The organism is Pacificibacter marinus, assembly GCF_018860505.1.
In the GTDB taxonomy this organism is placed as follows: Bacteria; Pseudomonadota; Alphaproteobacteria; order Rhodobacterales; family Rhodobacteraceae; genus Celeribacter; species Celeribacter marinus_B.
Genome location: NZ_JAHKPU010000032.1, coordinates 252,965 through 271,733, shown reverse-complemented (window position 1 = coordinate 271,733; position 18,769 = coordinate 252,965). Strand labels below are relative to the sequence as shown.

Genomic DNA, 18,769 nt, shown 5'->3' with positions numbered 1-18,769 from the left:
GTACCTGATTGGGTCTAGTGGCCGTTTGCGCTATAGCGTATTCGGCCATTGGCGCAGGTCTAATCTGAGCCATCCTCAGGCCTTGCAAACTACACAAATCGCGCATACCCGTGGTTTCTTACATAGCTTATTGCCCAGCCAGAACTCTAAGACTTAGACGATTTTGGATCTCTTGATGAATATTGAACAAAGTCTCTGCCTCCAGTTCTAGCGATATGGCAATGGCAAATCGAATGTCCTCATCAGGACTCAAGCCGCCCCCCGAGCCATCTCGACACTGCACCCGAACCGGCAAAACCTTCCCATCGCCGTATTGTGGTACGACTGCTCCACCGTTGATCAACCGCCGAGACCATACAGTACCTCTCTTAATAATATTTGAATCAAGTTGATGCGCAGTCATATCCAAGCACCAGCCATCATCGACTATCAACTCTCCAGTGAGGTCCATACCATGGGGAACAGCTTCAAGTAACGCTAAACGATAACGTGCACGTGTCGCCAAGACAGGAGAAAACCACGCAATTGATACTCGCATGGAGCGCCCAACGCGTTCTCCTGAGAGGGATAAAGGCAGCGGGATATTGAATATTGCTGCTTTGTCTTTTCGAATGGTCGCAGCGCCGATCATTGTTGCACCAAGTTCTGGTGCCTCACTCATAAGCCGCTCATTCAAAGCACCGTGACCGTAGTACCGGCAGACCTCCTCTTTAGCCTGGCTGAAGTTTCCATTAAGTCGCGCCTTTTCTGACTCGTATAAACGATGCGCACTTTCGGGCCAACGCGAAGCATTTACGCTTAATGCCTTTGTCAGTAAGGCCAAGTCGCGCGTACTTAACTCTTGATCATGGTAAGGCCCGCCTTCTTCAGTCAGTGCCGCTGCGGCTGAAAGCTGCGCGCGCGTCGACAGCGCATTGGCGCAGCTTGTGCCCCGCGTTCGGTATGTGGAGGGTACACCTCTTTGTACTGTCGCCGTGACCAAGCCTGTTCGTTGGGTGCGATCAACAACTCTTAATCTAAGATCTGACCCAGACGGATATATTCTGATCTCGTGTTCGCCGGCGGTATTAATAAAATCGGGTTTGATCGACTTGAATGCACCGAGGCCAACAGCGGATGATAATGCGGGCAACGTTTCATCATCTCCCAAACTCACAAATCCAGCCTGCTGCGGCCCAGCTGGTTCCACGAGGTCGCGCGACATTGCACCTACTGTCAGAGCATTCATAGCCTCAGCAGGCGCCATCAAAGTTCGTAAATGACGAGCGTTTCGAACGGCTTCACTCACGTGCGCTTGGCGTTCGACCTCAGAACCGTCTTCAAATGCCGTCGAAGTGACACTTGGTATAATAAGATCATCCGGCACATTTCCTGCAGACACCATGAACAGGATACCTTGTTGGTCCGCCCACCAATCGAGCAACCGTGCAAGAGAGCTAATCCGGCCAGCAAAATGGCCACCTTTTACGCCAATTGAGAAATTTACTACAAATGCGTCTGGAGCTAATGGATTTTCACCAAGGAATGCTCGTACCAATGCGACATGAACAAGATCTACAAACAAGCGGTCATCGGGTGATGTGGCACCATGCTCGCTGTCAACAAGAACAGGGATAGAAAGAAGGCGAGCATTTCTTATTGGAGCACGGTCTGCACCCAAATCACCACGCAAAATGAGCGATGCCATTGATGTCGCATGTCGGCGATGTTGAACTTGGGAGAGGCGTACAAGGTCATGGACATCTTCTATGACTACCCCGCCATTAAGTGCTGGATGGGCGGCAATCGGTGTTCCGTCGAGAAGCACAACTCTTATCGGTGCCATTGTGTCGAACGGTTCAAATTGTTCAGCATTTTCAGCTGCAGGATCATCGTCGGTTAAGTCTGGAAACGACTGACCTATTGTATGAGGCAAAATAAACTGAAGGCCTTCAATTGTAGCAAGCCCGTTTGGAGCAAAGGGATTGGCCAACATCGTACGGACAGACTCGCATGACATTTCAACGAGAATTGCTTCATAGATGAAGCCGTCTTGATCGATTGAGCTACGCGATACCAACCGGCCATTGAGCGCTTCCACTCTCGCCCGGGTATCGTCATGCCACCTTACGCGCGTTGCCGCGTTTGCGGTGGGCCAAATTTCGAGTTCAAGGCGTATAGTCTCACCTTCATCGTATGATAATCTCTGAAGGAATTCAGCCTTTGCTTCTGGCGTTAGCCTGTCTTGAGGCCCCCACAAGCGAAGGTTTAATAGCATTCCGAATAAATTCCACCACGGTGCAAGGCCGTACGGCGCGTTTTCTCCCTTTTGATAAGCCTTCCATAGCTGAAGCAAGCGCTGCAGGTCCTCGGTCGTCGGCATGGTTGCATAAAGAGTTGGAGTGGCGTTTCCGATATTATCGTCGATCAGTGCCTCTGGGATATCATAGCCATCGTCTAGTCGATCTTCTATGAGAAGTTCAAAACCAATTTTTGTTGCGGCTTTCTGAAAGTTATGGATAGGGAGAATGGTTTCAAAAACCAGTGCGCGCTCTGGTGCAATTCCGCCAGGATCTTGCCTCAGAAAAATTTCAGCGTTCTCTCCGCGAAAGGCCTCATCCAATCGACGAAACTTATCGCCCATCCGTGCGCCTTGACCTTGACGTCCGATACCCTTCGGCCGGCGACGTTTATCTTGCTTACCTTTAAGTCGTACTGTTGCTGTCGGATCAAACAGCCGAAGGATCGGTCGATCTGTCATCTAATGTTATTCTTCCATGTTGCGAAGCCCAAGCGCTCACGCGATCTTTGACTAGTGTACGGAAGGTTATTGCGCCCTGAGCTAATGCGTGCCTTCGGTGAATATCCATAAAAAAGTCTTCTGCTTCAGAAAAGTTCTTTGGGTCGACGGCGGATCTCAAACGTTTTGCTGTAAACCCAAAATTGCCATTAAAATCTTTCATTTTTTGGGCGAAAAATTCAATCATTTGATCATCATTCGGCTTACTTAATTCTAGCCTGATTTCAAAACGCCGCCAAGTTGCTCTGTCGAGCAACTCTGGATGGTTCGTTGCCCCAACTAAAACACAGTATGAAGGTAGGTCGTCTAACTGCAAGAGCAACGTCGTGACTACTCGTTTTATCTCCCCCGTCTCATGTACATCTCCGCGTTCTTTTCCGATCGCGTCGAACTCGTCAAAGAACAAAACGCATGGCTCTGTTTTTACAAAGTCGAACAACCTGCGAAGACGTGTGGCGGTATCACCAAGATAGCTTGTTATAATCGCATCATATCTGACTACAAAAAGAGGCAGTGCCAACTCATATGCCAGGCTCTCAGCAAGAGACGTTTTTCCATTGCCGGGGGGGCCGACCAGCATTAAACGATGACGTGGCTCAAGACCATGAGCGCGCAAGACGTCCGCCCGCTGTTGCTCCTCAATAAGTTCACTACACGCGATGCGTGTCTGTCTTTCAAGGAATAGACTGTCAATTGATCGATCTGGTTCCTTTCTTTGAATTCCTCCTGAACCATCCTTCAAACGCATTGCAGGTTGTGTGGATTTTCCGTTGGCTCCAGGCTTTGGCGTGGCAACAAGAGCCTTTGCTATTCTATCAGCGACCCCTGTATGCTTCTTCTGCCGCTCATCCGCTGCGATCGCCTCAGCTGTCACACGGACCGATCCCTGATCACCAGATATACCAGCTTTTACTAGATCGATTATCAGATCGCTTCTCGCCATCAAGTTTTACTTTCCTCAACTTCAACTCAGAATGATAATAAACCGATAGTAAGGAAAGTCACCCGATATCATAAAAATAGAACCGATTTACGCCAAAACTTACCTATTTATTCTTTGATGGTGGAATTCACATCATTTTTAGGAATTTATTAAGTTTTGGCTTACGTTGCAATTCAGCTTTCAGAACCTCAACGATGTTAAAGTGGATGCGATGCCAAAAGGGGAATTCTGGATCTGAGGTGCAACGGGTTGTAATCTTTTTTCCCTTGTCGCCTTAGCGTTGCATTATATCTGTTCTATCAGCAATGTTCCACGTTTAGGGCTTTAGGAATCCACTTTCTGGATATTGCAGACCATAGCGTAAGTTGTTGCGAGCGGCAGCTATCCGCCCTTTCTTCTACAAAAAGCACCAACTTCCTATCCCTAGCCATACATCTGCTTGAATTCGCGTTGGCCTTCGGCGCGTCTGGCGTCTAGGTAGTCAGCCAAATCCTGCAAGTGAACGCCTTTGGCTGATTTTTGGCTGGCTTCCATGCGGACAAGGGGCAGCGCCAACTGGCCTTCATTTATCTTGCGCATGAATGTGGGCAGTGTCAGGTGCGAAAAATAGTCAGCGCGCACCTTGTCCGCCGGAATGACCGCTTGCCCTTCATATTGAGCCATTAGGAGAAAGGCAGTGTTCATGTCGTAACCTCTTTGATAGGGATTGGCAGCATTGGGGTTGTCATGGCTCTAGTTCTTCCCATTTTTCCGACTCATGGGATGGGGCCGCGCGATTGTCGGCCCAGACCAATGCGTCACACTTCCGGCGTGCCTTTGAACAAGGGCAGGTTGGTTTGGTCTTTTGCGTTCTCGATAGCTTCATCGAATGCAGCTTCGAACACCTTTTCTGGATTGTAGATTTTCAAGATGAACTTGATCACCCCGCCCAGTTTGCGGTAGCGGAAGCGCACAGCCATGCGGTAAGGCGCACCGCCGACAAACACAGGGATCGCGATGATGATCAGGTTTGGAATGTTGAGTGGTCGACCGTCTGGGCCTTTGTGTTCATCAAGGAATTGGATCTCACTTTCGCCCGTGTCGCGGTTTGTCGATACTTTGATGTCGCTTGTTTCAAAGACCTGAAATTGCTTTGACATGGCGAGCAATTGTGTGAGTTGGCCGTAGCGCCCTTCGATTTGTTGGGCTGTGCGGATTAGGCGGTTTTCCCATGGCTCATTGCTGTCAGCCTCTTTGTTTGAGAGGATGTTGGGTGTTGGGTCCAGGATGTCTTTGGCTTGGGCTTCGATAAATTCACCCATGTCGTCTTTGTCGAGAAGTTCACCGGAAATTTTCATCCAGTCTTTCCACTCGTTTGAAAGTGGAAAGTTATAGGTGGCGCGATGATTGCAATGACGGGCTGTTGCGTCGCCTGTTGGGGTTGTGTCGTCTTTTGGGCCTTCTGCGTGATAATCTGCGATGCTTATCAAAGATGGTTTTTCCATATCAGGCTGCGCAAATAGCGCTGACGTTTCGTCCTTAAATCGATTTGTCCAGTCGATCAGGCTTTGCAGATCTTCAAGCTGTGCTGTGCCTTGGCGACGTAGGGGTTTTAGGTATTCTGCTGCCTCGCGGTAGTGGGGAGAAAGGTCTTCGATGTCGCGGTTGGTGGGCACGGAAACAAGGTGCACAGCCGCTGCATTAAACTCTGCTGGGGCCTTGATTTCTGCATGTGCACCAAGTTCCTCCATCGCGTCACGCATGGTTTGAACGGGGTTTTCGAGAACAGTTTGATCTGACATTGGTTTTCTTTCGTTGTTTTGGTTACTTTGGGTTAGTCGATATCGCGGATTTCGCCGGTTTCAGGATCGTGGTCTGATACATCGCGGACTGGTTGGTGCATCCGCGCCATAAAGGGGCTGTAGAGTGTCAATTCGCCGTTATCGTTTAGATAAGCTGCAGCGCTGCTTGCTGGCTTTTGTGGCGATTTGAAGCTGACAGCTGCGCCCATAGACACATCGCCGGATTTCCCAAGCGCATAGTCGACCTTGATCGTCATTGAGCCTTGGCACTTTTTCGATCCGTGCAGATCGTTGTGTTCTAGCAGGTCAATTTGGAGCTTTTTATGACCGTCCATGATCTCGGTTAAGAACTCGCCGCCATCAAAGAGCGCTAAGATTTGTTCAAGTGAGCGCATTTTGTAGGGGTCGTGACTTTCCACGTTTGCGGTTTCTGTCGGTGGTTTTCTGTTGGCCATCACTGGTGGAATCCTTTCAATGGATAGGCGATGCTACACGTCCGGCCCATGCGTCGAATGTTGTGCGCAGGGCTGCGAAGTTTGATTGGGCTGCCGTGTCTGTGTTGAGCTCACGGCGACTGTCGATTTTGCATGTGTCGCGCAGGTATTGGGCAGCGGCGCTGGCGCAGAATTTGGTGTCGGGCATGCCGCTGCGGATGGCTGCGAACTTTTGAAACTGCGGATCGTTGCACAGGATGCCAGCCTGCTGCGCAGGGGGCATTCGATTGAAACGGGTCATGCGATTTCATCGCTGTTGGCGACATCAATCAGCACGTCGACAAAGCTTTCTTGTTCAGGCGGGCAGGCGCTGGCGATGTCTTTGCCGCGCAGCTCGTTGCGGATCGCGATGCGCTTGCGCCAGTGGCGCGGGGCGTTGATCATCTGCCTGTAAAGTTCGCGGTCATGCGCTGGTGTGCTGTCATGAACTGTCCCTTTTGGGTACCATTCCGATTTGGGGCCTATAAATACGGCACCCGCAGGCGTTTGGCTTTCACAGGTGGCATAGATGCGGCGCGGGCGATTGATTTTGGTGACCATGTTCATGCGCGCGCTTCCACGCATTCAAAGGCTTGGCCCTGCGCTGCCAGTGTCGCAACTGCCGAGCATAGGTTTGCCGTGCCTGTTTTGCGGATGATGTTGGCCTTGTGAAATTTGAATGTCGCTTGGCTGACGCCCAAACGGTAGGCCGCGATCTTTTCGGGCTGCGTGAGCAGGGGCAGGGCGCGCTTTTCAGCAGGTGTGAATGTCATGCCGTGCCCTCAACCGATGTGAGCGCAGATAAGATCAGGCGTTGTGAATTCACCGTTTCGCCGCGTGCTTCTTTGAGGGTGCGGAATGCCAATGCGCGGCGCAGTTTGGGATGGTTTTGCGGCGTGTCCACGATGATTTGTGCGTGATCGATGCGCAAAGGATCAAGGCCGAAAATAAGATTATTGACGAAATACGGGCAGTCAGGTGCTTTGGTACCTTTGAGCGAAAAGTCTTTGTGTTGAAGTTTTGACATCGGTCTCTCCATCATGAAATTCCGCGATCTGCCTGTGGCGTCTTCTGCGGTTGATGGTGAGATTGGTAGTCCGATTTTTCCGTACTGTAAAGCATTTTGTCCGAAATAGTCGGACGTATAATTGTTGCAACGAAACCCCTTGCGCGGTATCGTTCGGAACAAAAAAAGAACAAATCATTTTAGATTAGCGAGTTAAGCATGATTCTAATTTTGAGATTTTTAAGAAAAATAGGATTCAACTGTAACTGGCTGATCTCACCGACTGTCGCACTTAAGCGGCGAGAGCCGTTTCTAAGGCGAGCTGCACATCACCAGGAAGATGATTAAAGTCACCATTGAAGACATAATTGAAATCAATTCGATGGTTTACATATAGGAAACGAATAGTTGAAATAGCAGGTTTTCCTAGTTTTTCTTGTGTATTGTACGTTGTCTTAGAAATACCTAAGGCTTTTGCAAAATCGGTTTGCTTCACAAAGCCCGCAGCTATGCGTGCAGCCTTTATCCGTACTGAGACCGCTTCTGCTGTCCCGTCATCTTTTCTGAAAAGTAGGTTTTTTGCACTGATATCCATGGGCTCATTTATACCTTGGTCCGAAAAAATCGAACAGAAGTTAGTGTAATATTATTGACAGTCCGAAATATCCGTACTTAATGTGCGGTATGATGGAAAATGATGTTCGCAGTTTGATTTCGAATTTAGACGGCTACAAAGCCGTCGCTGTTCGGCTTGGGAAACGACCAACCACGGTCCACACACATATGCAGGCGGGGGTGCTTCCGGCCGCTTGGTATTGTGCCTTGTGCGACTTGTCCGTTGAGACCGGTCAATCTCCACCGCCGCGTTCTTTGTTTTCGTTCGTGTCTTTGCTGCCTTGTTCAGAGGAGGTCGCATGATGTTTGGTGCCTATCCCCAAATTGCCACGCGGCGCGGCCCGCGTCTTGTGAAATGCCCAAGGGAGTTCTCACATGCGCTACACTAGACCCGGCAGCATTCAGAACGCTGTGCGCGAAGCTTATGGCGCGGTTGGCGGTTTGGAAAATGCATCGATCGATCTCGGGATTGGTGTGTCGACGCTATCTTACGGCACCGAGCGCAGCGAACATCGCCCAGGTGGGATCGGGGTGAACTATCTCGACAGTTTGGGGCGGATCGAGCCGCGTGCCGCAACGCCGATCGCACAGCATTTTGCGATGCTCGCGGGCGGGGTGTTTCAGCCTGTTGATCTGGCTGGCGTCACCTCATCGGACATGTACCGCATCGCCAAAGAGTTTTCGGATGTGTTGACCAAGGATGCTGAGGCGCATTCTGTATCCTCGGAAAATCCGAGTTGTTACACGACTAAAGAAGCCAGCGAACAGCTTGTCGAATTGGATGAGCTGATCGCCGTGGCGGTGAGTTTCCGCGCTGCGCTGCGCCGGACGGTCGAGGGCACGCGATGACGGACCTTGTTTTCTCACAGTTTTTGAATTTCGGCCATTATCTCCTCCCGATGGCTGAAATAGGGCGCGCGCGTTGTGGGCGAGGCGCGCGCCTGTTTTTATTTGATCCGCGCGGGTCAGAAAGGCTTTGCAATGACATTTGAAGAGCAGTTGAGAACCTGCGCACGGGTCGCAGCACAGGGGCGGCATGTCGCCTTTGTTGTCGGGCGGGCGGCGGATGAACGTTTTGCACGGGATCGCTGCGGGGCGCTGACGCCAGCACATGCCGTGCGGCGCGGGGCGCTGATTTACGGCACTGGAGTGATGCGATTTGTGCAGGCCAGCGGGGCCAGCTTTGTGTTGAAGGGCTTTAGCGGCTTCGTCGTTTTGGATACGCGGCTCGAGCTTTCTACCGGCATGATGCGCGAGTTGCGGGATCTGCAAGACGCCTGCGCAATGCTGTTTCCTGAGGGCGAGTTCGAGCGGCTGGCGCAGGTTGGGGAGGATGCGACGCCATGAATGCCTTTCAAGTCGTCGGCGGAACATCGGGTTCTGAGCTGCCATTATATCCCTACGGTGCTGAGAACCGTCTCGACAGCCATTTCTTTGTGGCTTGGGAACGCCGGCGGTGGCTCAATTCTGGGATGCGCTTACAAGGCACGCCAGAGTGCCGCGCGCTCTACCTCGATTTGATCTGGATCTCTTACGATCAAGCGCCGGTCGGCACATTGCCGACAGATCCTGCTATTCTGGCCAAGATCCTGATGGTGGATCGCGGCCACTTTGAGGCTCTGTGCAAGCTGCCGTTTGGGCCGCTGCACAATTGGGTGCAATGCGAATGCGATGGCGGCGAAGTGCGCTTGATGCACAGTCAGGTTTTGCGCACGCTCAATGAGGCGATGTCGCGGCGCGAAGACAATCGCGCCAAGAATGAGGCGGCCAACGCCGCCAAGCGGCTGCAACGTCTGCGATCCACGCTGGCGGGATATGATGCCAAGCTTGTTGAGAATGATGCCGCTGTGCGCTGGATCGACGAGTATTTGGTCAAGCAAGGCGTGGCTTACCGCACCTCAAGCGTCGTTGAGGAGGCCTTGCGGTCTTGGTCCGATCATATGCTCGATCTTGGCATGCGGCGACCGTAATTCCTTAAATTCAATCTGTCCCAGAAGTGTCCTGAGGACAGTTCAAGACAGTCTCAGACAGTCTTCGGACAGTTCCAAAGTGTCCTCTACGATAGGGATAGAGACAAAGACAAAGAAAAAGAAATTGGCAGTTGCGCTCCATTTGAGGCGCAGAGGCTGTGGATAAGTCGGAATTGCTGAGAAAAGGGTAGGTGTCAAAATGAACAGTGCAAAACAGGCGGCAGGCGAAAAGCGTGTGAGGGAACAGTTGGTCATGCCGCTGTTGCGGCGCGGGCTGGTGAAACCGTCCAGCATGACGAAAGATCAGTTCGAGGACATGGTGCAAGATCTCTGCGCGCGGCTTGCCTATATGAGCGATGTGAACTTGGCTGCGTTGGAAGAACAGGCAGCGGCCAGCCCCAGCGGCAAAGACCACGACAGGTTTCCGATCGCAAATAAGATGCTGGAATGGGCGGCTGTGATCCAGCGTCCTGATGAAAGCAATTCGCCCCTGATCCGCGCGGTGTTCGCGCATGAGTTGGGCAGGGGCGCGGTGCGCGATGATTGGGCGCCTGAGTTGCTGGTGGATCTGCGCAAGTCGCGGCGCTGGCCGACCGAGTTTGCTTTGAAACGCATTTTGGAGAGCGCCAAAGGCGCACGGGATCGCCAACACAGCATCGAGCGGAAGCTGGCGCGGGCTGAGGCCGTCTCTGCCCTCGATGCAGGATGGCGCGACAAGCGGATCGCGGCGATGCGCAAATGCGAGAGCCTAGCAAATAGCGAAGCGTCCGAAGTTGGCGCAGCTTGAAATCAGGACAATGAACAGGGCGATGGATAGAGGGCAGGGTGGTGAGATGTTGATGGCAAGAACTTTGAAGGCACAGACAAACCAAACCACGTCGGTAATTGTGGTCGGGAGTGATGGCACAGCACGGTTGCGCGCTGAGGCGGATCGCGTGGCTAAGATCAAGGCGGCTGGGGCCGTGCCTGCGCAATGCGGGCCTGAGGTGCCAAGCGCGCCAGCACGCGGGGCCGTGCGGATCAGCAATCCGAAAGAGCTTGTGCCAGGGACAACAGACAAGTTCCAGCATGCGGGCTGGCAAAAGCGCTCGGTGATGCATCGCTGCGATGTGTTCGACATGATGCGAGCAAAGGCGCTCAACGTGCATGCCAGGGCGAAAGCAAAAGATGTGAAAGCTGTGTTTGAGGACCCATTCAACGCAGGGCAGGTGTCGATGGCGCGCTACTATGCTGGGTTGCACGAGAGCCTGCACAGCGGGGGCGTTTGCGGCACATCCTATGCTGAGGATCGTGTGTCCGGTGGTGGCGGTGGCTTAGATGCTGTTGATCTGCGTCTGGCTGCGCGGCAAGAGTTCGAGGCACTTGAGCGCAGGGTTGGTCGCGGTGTGGCGATGGCTTTGCGCAAAGTGCGGCCATCCAAGCGGGGTGACGGGCGCGCTTGCAAGATGATCTCTGACTTGGATGTGGTGCGCATGGTGTGTTTGCACGGGCTGTCGCTGAGTGAGGTTTTGGGCAAATATGATTGGTCAAAAAGCTCACGTAACTTGTTGGCCCTTAGGGTGGCGCTGCGCGGCGCTCTGGATCGGATGCAGGGCTTTAGAGGCTAAGGGCAAAAATAGGTGTTGACGGTTTGGTCAACGAAATACTACAGATACATCATCATCACTCAATGCGACCAGCGCGCATAGGCAACGCCCATCGGAAACGATAGGGCGTTTTTGTTTGTGGTGCTTTCTAACATTGGTGGAGGTGGCTGTGTTTACAATGAATGTAGATGCGTCTGATCTGTCACGCGGTATGAGCCGAGCACAAAAAGAGCATGTGCCAACGGCTGCGATGTGGGCATTGAATGATGCGGCGGCTGATGCGCTTGAACATATCCAAGACCGAATGAAGGTCGTGTTCGATGATCCAACGCCATGGGCGCTCAATGCGTTTATGGTTTGGCGGGCCACGAAATCCACAATGCTGGCAGAGGTCAAAGAGCGGCCTTCGGTTGGTAAACGTCACTTTTTGAAAATCCAAGAATCTGGCGGCGTGCGGCCTCAAACAGGGCTTGAGACCTTGATGTCTGCCAAGCTGGCGTATGACGGACAAATTCACGGTGTCATTCCGACCAAGGATGCCAAGAGGGTTTCATATGGCAAGTGGTCCGCAGGCGAGCGCAATCAAGTGCTCTCGGCGGTTCAATCGCAACGAGATGCGCGCAGCAACAGCACGGTTACATCAAAGGCAAAACGAAAGAGCCGCGTTGGGTATTTCGTGCCGAGGTCAGGATCAAACCTGTCGGCGGGTGTTTGGAAGCGTGACGCCAAGCGCAACTTGACCAAAATCTTAAACTTTACGACTGCGATGCCGAAGTATGATCCTCGGCTTGGCTTTTACGATGGGGCCGAAGAGGTCTTTGAAAAACGGTTTCCTATTCACTTTGAGCGCACGTTTCACAAGGTTATGGCCCGCAGCTAAACACGCGGGTCCTTCCATAGAAAGCCGCGTACAGGGGTAATTCGCACCCCGATTTGTGCGCGTTTTTTTTCGGCGCGCCGCTTGGAGAATGGGTTGTTGTTGTGGTTGTCACTGTGAAAGGAACCTGAACGTGCCAGATGTCCCTGATCGTGGCCAGTCTGACAATGACGCTCCAAAAATGATGTCGATCGACCTTGATGCTGGCCTTGCTGTTTTGCTCGAAAAGCATCCTTTGCCGGAAGGTGTCAGCGATGCCGACATGAACCAGTCAGAGATGGCAGCGGCATTGAACACATCGGTCAACAGCATTTCAAAGTGGATCTCTTCTGAGAATATGCCTGTAGTTCAAGAGGGCAAAAACGGCAAAGCCTATGTGCTGCGGTTGTCTCATTGTTGGGCGTGGAAATGTGCGCGTGACCATGAAGAACATCAACGCCGAGCCCACAGCGCAGATCAAATCAATGCACTGCAAGCGAGCTTTTTAGGTCTCGATGTTTCAGATCCGCGTGCGGCTCTTTCGGCAAAGGAACGCGCGGCCCTGGCGCAGGCTGATATTGCGCACAGCAAAGCCATGCATATGCGCCGGCAACTGGTGCAACTGGATGATGTTGTTGAGATGATCGAGTCCATATTTTCGATGGTCAGAGACAAGATCGAAGGGATGCCGGATGTGCTTGAGCGTGAATTGTCTTTGAAGCCTGCCGAGGTGGATAAAGTGCAACGGATTGGCGCAGATCTACTCTCGTCTTTGGGTGAAATAATTGAGGAAAAGGAACTGAGTGAACGCGACGTTGAAGATGTTGAGGTGCAACGGCAGTGGACCATTTGAAAGGGGCGGTGATCATGAATATGCGTCACGACTATGAGCCACTGCCACCCTATACAGATCCACGATCTGCTCTCAAAATTGCGCTGCCATCGCTAAGACCTGCGGAGCAAATCAGCGTTACAGCAGCTGCCGAGCGTTATATGCGCGTGAATGTGTCTGGCCAATGGCAACCGTTTCGCCGCGATGTGACGCCATATATGGTTGAGCCGACCGATATGATTGCCTCGCGCCGGTACCGCGGCCTTGCATTTTGCGGCCCGTCGCAATCGGGTAAAACGCAAATGCTGCAAGCTGCCATTGCCTATACGATTGCGAGTGATCCGGGGCGCGTGGCTTTGTTTCAGATGACGCGGGATGCGGCAGCAGAATTCGAACGCAATAAGCTGGCGCCGACAATTCGCAACAGTCCGGAGCTGAGGCAGCGCCTCTCATCGGGGCGCGGTGCTGACAACATGTACCAAAAGCTGTTTTCGGGCGGCACGCAACTCACGCTGGATTGGCCGACAATTACGAAACTGTCTTCGACATCGATCCGTTTGGTGTTGGGAACGGATTACGATCACTTCCCTGAAAGCATCGATGGCGAAGGGGATGCCTATACGTTGATGCGCGCGCGGGCGCGATCATTCCTGTCGCGCGGCATGGTTGTTGTGGAAAGCAGTCCTGGCGCGCCGTTGACAGATGAGACGTGGCGACCTCAAACGCCACACGATTGTCCGCCGGTGAAATACGGCGTGCTGTCTTTGTATCCAGAAGGCACGCGGGGCCGTTGGTATTGGCCATGCCCATGCTGCGGTGTTTTGTTTGAGCCAACGTTTGATCTGCTTGTCTATCCTGACAGTCTTGATCCGGTGGAACAGGGTGAAGCTGCGGTTATGCGGTGCCCACATTGCGCGAATGTGTTCGAGCATGTGCTCAAGCGTGAACTCAATGAACATGGCAGCTGGTTGCATGAAACGGATGACGGGAAAACAGCGTCCTTGGCAAGTGGCAAAGTGCGCCGTGCGGATCTGTTGAGTTACTGGTTGGACGGGGCTGCGGCATCATTCTCAAGCTGGAAAGAGCTTGTGACGCAATATGAGAGCGCGGTGCGAAAGTTCAAACTTACGGGCGACGAAGAGAGCCTGAAAACGGCCATGAACACAGGGCAGGCGCGGCCATATCAACCACGTGGCGCGACCTCTGACATGGAGGTCACGTTGCAAGGCCTCAAAGACAAAGCGCGTGGGAACAAAGTGCCAAAAGGGATTGCGCCGACGTGGACCAAATACGTGACCGTCGAAGTCGATGTGCAAGGGACCTACTTTTCTGTCGGAGCAACGGCATGGGGCGAAATGGGCCGGCACCAGCCGATCGACAGGTTTGAGCTGAATACACCGCCGGCAACTGCACCGGGTGTTGGCGTTTCTGGAAAAGGGCGCACTCTAAAGCCGTTTGAAGTGGCCGAAGATTGGGATGTGCTGATTGCACTGGGGGATATGTCTTGGCCGATTGAGGACAGTGATTGGTCCTTAAAGGCAATCGCATTGAGTGTGGACCAACAAGGTGGCGGCGCGACAACTGACAATGCTTATTCCTTTTATCGAGGGCGCAAACGCGCAGGGCAACAGGATCGTTGGTTTATCACGCGAGGTCGGTCCGGGGCCAATATGCAAGATCGCGTTTGGTTGAAAGCGCCTGAAAGTGCCAGCGGCAAGCGACGTGTGGCCAAAGATATTTTGACACTGAACATGGCAACAGACCGGATCAAAGATGCGGTGGCCACGTCTTTGCGTTTGACCGAGGCAGGGCAAAATCACTGCGCCATTGCGGAATGGATGAGTGAAGCTGAACTGCTGGAATTCACAGCGGAGCGGCGCACGACCAAAGGGTGGGAAAAGCGCCCTGGCATGGTGCGAAATGAAAGCCTTGATCACCTCGTTATGGCACGCGCCAAACACATCTGGATCAAGGGTGAGCGGATCAACTGGAAGCATCCACCAAGTTGGGCCGTTCTTGCCGTGACCAATCCGGTGGCGGTTTGGACCGGCGCGCCTGAGCCGATTGAACCTGAGACTTTTGAAACGCCAACGCCAATGCACTCTGAAACGCATGGGGCCCGCAAATCACGCGGATCCTCTGATTGGATCAACCCAAGGAAAAACTGGTTTTGACACAGTACACACAAACACAGCTGGATGATCTGCGGGCAGCGGCTGCCAAGGGCGTCACCAAACTGCGCAATTCCGTGGGTGAAGAAATCACCTATCGATCACTGGAAGAAATGCACACACAAATCGCCGTCATGGAACGCGCATTGGCCTCAAAACCACGTGCGCGCCAGCATTTCCCGACGTTTAGCAAGGGAACTTGAACGGATGAACTTTCTAGATCGGGCAATCGCTGCGGTTGCGCCGCGCATCGGTGCAGATCGTGCGCGAGCAAGACTGTCGATCATGCATTATGACGCCGCAACGGTGGGCAGGCGTGGGGCATCATGGCGCTCACGGGGCACCGATGCAGATGCTGCAGGATCCAAGCGCGAACGCATGTCATTCGTGTCGCGCGATATGGTGCGCAATAATCCTTTTGCCCTCAGTGGCCAGCAAGTCATCGTCAACAACACGGTTGGTGATGGGATTATCCCAAAGATAACGTGCTCCGAAGGGATGGTGGGCAGTGAGGATCTGCGCAAGCGCGGCCTTAAGCTCATCGAGGACTTTATCGATACGACCTGCATTGATGCGCTTGGGCGTCAAAACCTTTACGGGCTTCAACGCTTGGCGATGAACTGCATTGTTGATGCTGGCGAGGTGTTGATTTTGCGCGAGTTTAAGAATGCACCGCGCGGGAAAAAGACGTTCAATCTGCGACTGCGCGTCATAGAACCTGACTATCTTGATGACCTTCAGGATCGGGCTTTTGCTGATGGCGGCTATATCCGCAACGGCATCGAATACGACAAAACAGGCCAGCGGACCGCGTATCATTTGTATGATGAGCACCCAGGGGCTGAATGGTTCCGAGGCGTGGGGTGGAACAGCAAATCTCGACGTGTGCCGGCAGCAGACGTATTGCACATTTTTCGCCAAGATCGCCCTGGACAGCAACGGGGTGTGACGTGGTTTGCGCCGATCACACTCGCCTTGCAAGATCTCGGCGAATACCAAGATGCACAGCAAATGCGCCAAAAGGTGGCCGCGTGTTTTTCAGCGTTTCACAGGCGCAGCACAGCGCGCGGAGAGGGCGAAACTCAACTTGAGGGTCTTGGAGGGACACTTGGTCCTGGTCTTATTCAAGAAATCGCCAGCGATGAAGAAATCACCTTTGCCAATCCGCCGGATGTCGGTGGCTATGACCAAGTGATGCGGCAGGGGCTTTTGTCGATCGCAGCAGGTTTGGGTATCACATATGAGGAATTTGTTGGGGATTTGCTGAATGTGAACTTTTCGTCTGGCCGGATGGGGCGGATGAAAATGGATCGAAACGTGTCGAGCTGGCAATGGCTGATGTTGATCCCGCAAATGATGAACCCCATTGGCACTTGGATCAAAGAAGAATGGGCGCTGTGTGATGCTGAACACATGCATCAAATCATGGCCTGTTCGTTCAATTGGGTGCCTCCGCATCGGATGTTGGTCGATCCTGCTCGTGAAATACCAGCGCTCAATGCTGCGGTGCGTGCCGGATTTGAAAGCCGACAAGGCGTGGTGCGCAAGCTCGGCCATGATCCAGAGCGGTTGCTAGAAGAGCAATCCGAAGATGCCAAGAACGCTGCGGCTGCTGGCCTGATGTTTGATAGCGATGCGGCTGCGGTTTCCAGCGCCGGTGTTGTTCAACCCAATACACCTGAGGATGAAGCAGAAACGAAGGACAGCAAAAATGACGAATGAGATCTACCTGTACGGCACCGTCGGCAATAGCTTTTTTGGTGATGAAGATTTTTTCACAGCGCAATCTGTGCGTGATGCGCTTGAAGGGCGTGGTGGGCCTTTAACCGTCCGTCTCAACTCTGGCGGCGGTGTCGCAAGTGAGGGGCAGGCAATCTATCAAATGCTGAGTGATTACCCTGATACGGTGGAAATCGTGGTTGATGGCGTGGCCGCCAGTGCTGCCAGTTTGATTGCAATGGCTGGAGATACAATCGTCATGCCAACGGGGGCGATTTTGATGATCCATGATCCTGCCAGCCCTTGGGTTGAGGGACGTGGCACAGAGCAAGATCACTTGAATGCCGCGAAAGGCCTGAGTGTTATCAGCACCGCCTATGCAAAAGTATACGCCGCGCGCGCCAATATTTCTGTCGAAGAGGCGCGCGATTATATGCGTGCGGAAACCTTCTTTGATGGCGATGCAGCCTTAGAGGCTGGCTTTGTCACCCACACTGATCTCGAAACACAAGCGGCGGCTGTCGCGCGGTTTGATTACCGCGTTTATGCCAATGCCCCACAAGTACTGCGCGTTGCTGGCGGGGCATTTCCCGCACAGCAAAGCAGAGAGGCCGTCATGGCCATGATGGCCGGTTTCCCCGCGCCAAACCTCAAGGAGAGCACTATGCCTAACGACAACGATCAAACGGATGATCAAACAGAGACACCTGAAGATGACGCTGTGGCGCTAAATGATGACGTTGAAGCATCCGCGGGCGATGATGCGGATGCGAATGGCGAAAATCAGAGTGATGACAGCACACCTGTTGCTGTCCAAATTCTCGATATTTGTGCCGCAACCAATCGTCCCGATGCCGAAGCGCGTGATTACATCAATCGCGGCCTGACGCTGGCACAAGCCGTGGCCGAAATCACATCAAACCGCAGTAAGGAGAGCCCCGTGACCTCACGACGCAATGGCGGTCCAACCGCTCGTATTATCCGCGATGAACGCACAACTCGCCGTACCGGTATGATGCAAGCGATTACGGCGCAAATCACCGGTGCAGGGACTGTTGCCAGCATTGCACGTCCCTTTATGGATATGTCTTTGGTTGAAATGGCGGCGCAGTGCATCGATCATCGTGGCCCGATGCGCAACTCTGGTCAAAAGCTGCAAGTGTTTGCGGATGCCAGCCATTCCACATCTGACTTCCCTGGCATCTTTGAGAATGCTTTGAACAAAGTTTTGCTTGAACGGTACCAGCTGTCAGAGCCGACATTTAAGCAGATCTCGCGCAAACGCAACTTTTCGGATTTCCGCGAACATCCTCAGGTGCGTGCCGGCGACTTTCCGAAGTTACGGCCGATCGGAGAGAACGGTGAAATCAAATACGGTAGCTTTGGCGAGTCTCGCGAAACCGCTGTCTTGAACAGCTATGGTGTCGCGTTGCGCATCAGCCGCCAAATGATGATCAACGATGAGCTGGGGGCGATTGATGAATTGCTGTCTGATTACGGTCAGTCCGTTGCAGATTTTGAGGAAGAAACATTCTATGCTTTTGCGCTGTCTGCCAAGTTGTCAGATGGGAAAACCGTTTTCCATGCCGATCACGACAACATCGGCACAGCTGCTGCCATCACTGTGGCCAGCGTTGGGGCAGGCCGTGCGGCGATGCGTAAGCAAATGTCGATCGACAAAAAGAAACTGAACCTATCGCCTTCCATTATTCTTGTCGGTCCAGACAAAGAAACCGAAGCCGAGCAGCTGGTGGCGACCATTCAGCCACAAGAGGCGGGGAATGTTAATCCCTTCACAGGCCGTTTGACGCCAATTGTGTCTGCACAGATCACAGGCAACGCATGGCATCTTTTGGCTGGCGCGGATCGCCCCGGTGGGTCTTGCTGGGTGCACGGGTATCTTGAAGGGGCCGAGGCTCCGCGCGTGCGCACCGAGGAAGCGTTTGGCCAACAAGGCATGGCGATGTCTTTGGAGCATGACTTTGGTATGGGAGCTGTTGATTATCGCGGCGGCTATAAAAACCCCGGCGCATAAGAT

The 18,769-nt window shown here is 53.0% G+C and carries 21 protein-coding genes; 11 read left to right on the top strand and 10 right to left on the bottom strand.

Annotated features, from left to right (window positions below):
* Window positions 1-127: 127 nt before the first annotated feature.
* The 10 genes from KO503_RS13065 to KO503_RS13020 form a co-directional block, all read right to left on the bottom strand.
* Window positions 128-2,740: a S8 family serine peptidase gene (locus tag KO503_RS13065; RefSeq protein ID WP_215991982.1), complete on the bottom strand. Its 2,613-nt coding sequence runs from the start codon at window positions 2,738-2,740 to the stop codon at window positions 128-130.
* On the bottom strand, window positions 2,709-3,722 hold the full coding sequence (locus KO503_RS13060) for an AAA family ATPase (RefSeq protein WP_215991981.1): 1,014 nt from the start codon (window positions 3,720-3,722) through the stop codon (window positions 2,709-2,711). The genes KO503_RS13065 and KO503_RS13060 overlap by 32 nt, the downstream gene beginning before the upstream one ends.
* Before the next feature lie 423 nt (window positions 3,723-4,145).
* Window positions 4,146-4,406 (bottom strand): pyocin activator PrtN family protein, encoded by a 261-nt coding sequence (locus tag KO503_RS13055; protein ID WP_252731071.1) that lies wholly within the window; start codon window positions 4,404-4,406, stop codon window positions 4,146-4,148.
* Between the two features lie 113 nt (window positions 4,407-4,519).
* The gene (locus KO503_RS13050; RefSeq protein WP_215991980.1) at window positions 4,520-5,503 is read right to left on the bottom strand and encodes a DUF2303 family protein; all 984 of its coding nucleotides are present in this window, start codon (window positions 5,501-5,503) and stop codon (window positions 4,520-4,522) included.
* Between the two features lie 32 nt (window positions 5,504-5,535).
* Entirely contained in the window at window positions 5,536-5,958 is a 423-nt protein-coding gene (locus KO503_RS13045) for a hypothetical protein (RefSeq protein WP_215991979.1), read from the bottom strand.
* Between the two features lie 16 nt (window positions 5,959-5,974).
* Complete coding sequence (locus KO503_RS13040) at window positions 5,975-6,238, bottom strand: hypothetical protein (RefSeq protein ID WP_215991978.1); 264 nt, start codon at window positions 6,236-6,238, stop codon at window positions 5,975-5,977.
* Window positions 6,235-6,543 carry a DUF4326 domain-containing protein gene (locus KO503_RS13035; RefSeq protein ID WP_215991977.1) on the bottom strand — a complete coding sequence of 103 codons (309 nt, stop codon included), beginning with the start codon at window positions 6,541-6,543 and terminating at the stop codon, window positions 6,235-6,237. The genes KO503_RS13040 and KO503_RS13035 overlap by 4 nt, the downstream gene beginning before the upstream one ends.
* Window positions 6,540-6,749, bottom strand: coding sequence for a LuxR C-terminal-related transcriptional regulator (locus KO503_RS13030; RefSeq protein ID WP_215991976.1), 210 nt, complete (start codon window positions 6,747-6,749; stop codon window positions 6,540-6,542). The genes KO503_RS13035 and KO503_RS13030 overlap by 4 nt, the downstream gene beginning before the upstream one ends.
* Window positions 6,746-7,003: a hypothetical protein gene (locus tag KO503_RS13025; RefSeq protein ID WP_215991975.1), complete on the bottom strand. Its 258-nt coding sequence runs from the start codon at window positions 7,001-7,003 to the stop codon at window positions 6,746-6,748. Before KO503_RS13025 ends, KO503_RS13030 begins: the two co-directional genes overlap by 4 nt.
* 271 nt (window positions 7,004-7,274) lie before the next feature.
* Window positions 7,275-7,577: a helix-turn-helix domain-containing protein gene (locus tag KO503_RS13020; protein ID WP_215991974.1), complete on the bottom strand. Its 303-nt coding sequence runs from the start codon at window positions 7,575-7,577 to the stop codon at window positions 7,275-7,277.
* A gap of 395 nt (window positions 7,578-7,972) precedes the next feature.
* Between KO503_RS13020 and KO503_RS13015 the strand changes: the two genes are divergently transcribed.
* From KO503_RS13015 to KO503_RS12965, 11 genes are all read left to right on the top strand, one after another.
* Window positions 7,973-8,446, top strand: a complete 474-nt coding sequence (locus KO503_RS13015) for a hypothetical protein (RefSeq protein ID WP_215991973.1) — start codon at window positions 7,973-7,975, stop codon at window positions 8,444-8,446.
* Window positions 8,447-8,578: 132 nt separating this feature from the next.
* Window positions 8,579-8,944: a hypothetical protein gene (locus KO503_RS13010; RefSeq protein ID WP_215991972.1), complete on the top strand. Its 366-nt coding sequence runs from the start codon at window positions 8,579-8,581 to the stop codon at window positions 8,942-8,944.
* Window positions 8,941-9,567 (top strand): hypothetical protein, encoded by a 627-nt coding sequence (locus KO503_RS13005; RefSeq protein WP_252731070.1) that lies wholly within the window; start codon window positions 8,941-8,943, stop codon window positions 9,565-9,567. The genes KO503_RS13010 and KO503_RS13005 overlap by 4 nt, the downstream gene beginning before the upstream one ends.
* Before the next feature lie 199 nt (window positions 9,568-9,766).
* Window positions 9,767-10,354, top strand: coding sequence for a hypothetical protein (locus KO503_RS13000; RefSeq protein ID WP_215991971.1), 588 nt, complete (start codon window positions 9,767-9,769; stop codon window positions 10,352-10,354).
* Window positions 10,355-10,406: 52 nt separating this feature from the next.
* A complete protein-coding gene (locus KO503_RS12995; RefSeq protein ID WP_215991970.1) occupies window positions 10,407-11,174 on the top strand; it encodes a hypothetical protein in 768 nt (255 codons plus the stop codon).
* Between the two features lie 157 nt (window positions 11,175-11,331).
* Window positions 11,332-12,033 carry a hypothetical protein gene (locus tag KO503_RS12990; protein ID WP_252731082.1) on the top strand — a complete coding sequence of 234 codons (702 nt, stop codon included), beginning with the start codon at window positions 11,332-11,334 and terminating at the stop codon, window positions 12,031-12,033.
* A 130-nt stretch (window positions 12,034-12,163) separates the two neighbouring features.
* Window positions 12,164-12,862, top strand: coding sequence for a terminase small subunit (locus tag KO503_RS12985; protein ID WP_303507098.1), 699 nt, complete (start codon window positions 12,164-12,166; stop codon window positions 12,860-12,862).
* Between the two features lie 14 nt (window positions 12,863-12,876).
* Complete coding sequence (locus tag KO503_RS12980) at window positions 12,877-15,015, top strand: phage terminase large subunit family protein (protein ID WP_215991969.1); 2,139 nt, start codon at window positions 12,877-12,879, stop codon at window positions 15,013-15,015.
* Window positions 15,012-15,215 (top strand): phage head-tail joining protein, encoded by a 204-nt coding sequence (locus KO503_RS12975; RefSeq protein WP_215991968.1) that lies wholly within the window; start codon window positions 15,012-15,014, stop codon window positions 15,213-15,215. The genes KO503_RS12980 and KO503_RS12975 overlap by 4 nt, the downstream gene beginning before the upstream one ends.
* A gap of 4 nt (window positions 15,216-15,219) precedes the next feature.
* A complete protein-coding gene (locus tag KO503_RS12970) occupies window positions 15,220-16,734 on the top strand; it encodes a phage portal protein (RefSeq protein ID WP_215991967.1) in 1,515 nt (504 codons plus the stop codon).
* Entirely contained in the window at window positions 16,724-18,766 is a 2,043-nt protein-coding gene (locus tag KO503_RS12965) for a head maturation protease, ClpP-related (protein ID WP_215991966.1), read from the top strand. The genes KO503_RS12970 and KO503_RS12965 overlap by 11 nt, the downstream gene beginning before the upstream one ends.
* The last annotated feature ends 3 nt before the right edge of the window (window positions 18,767-18,769 follow it).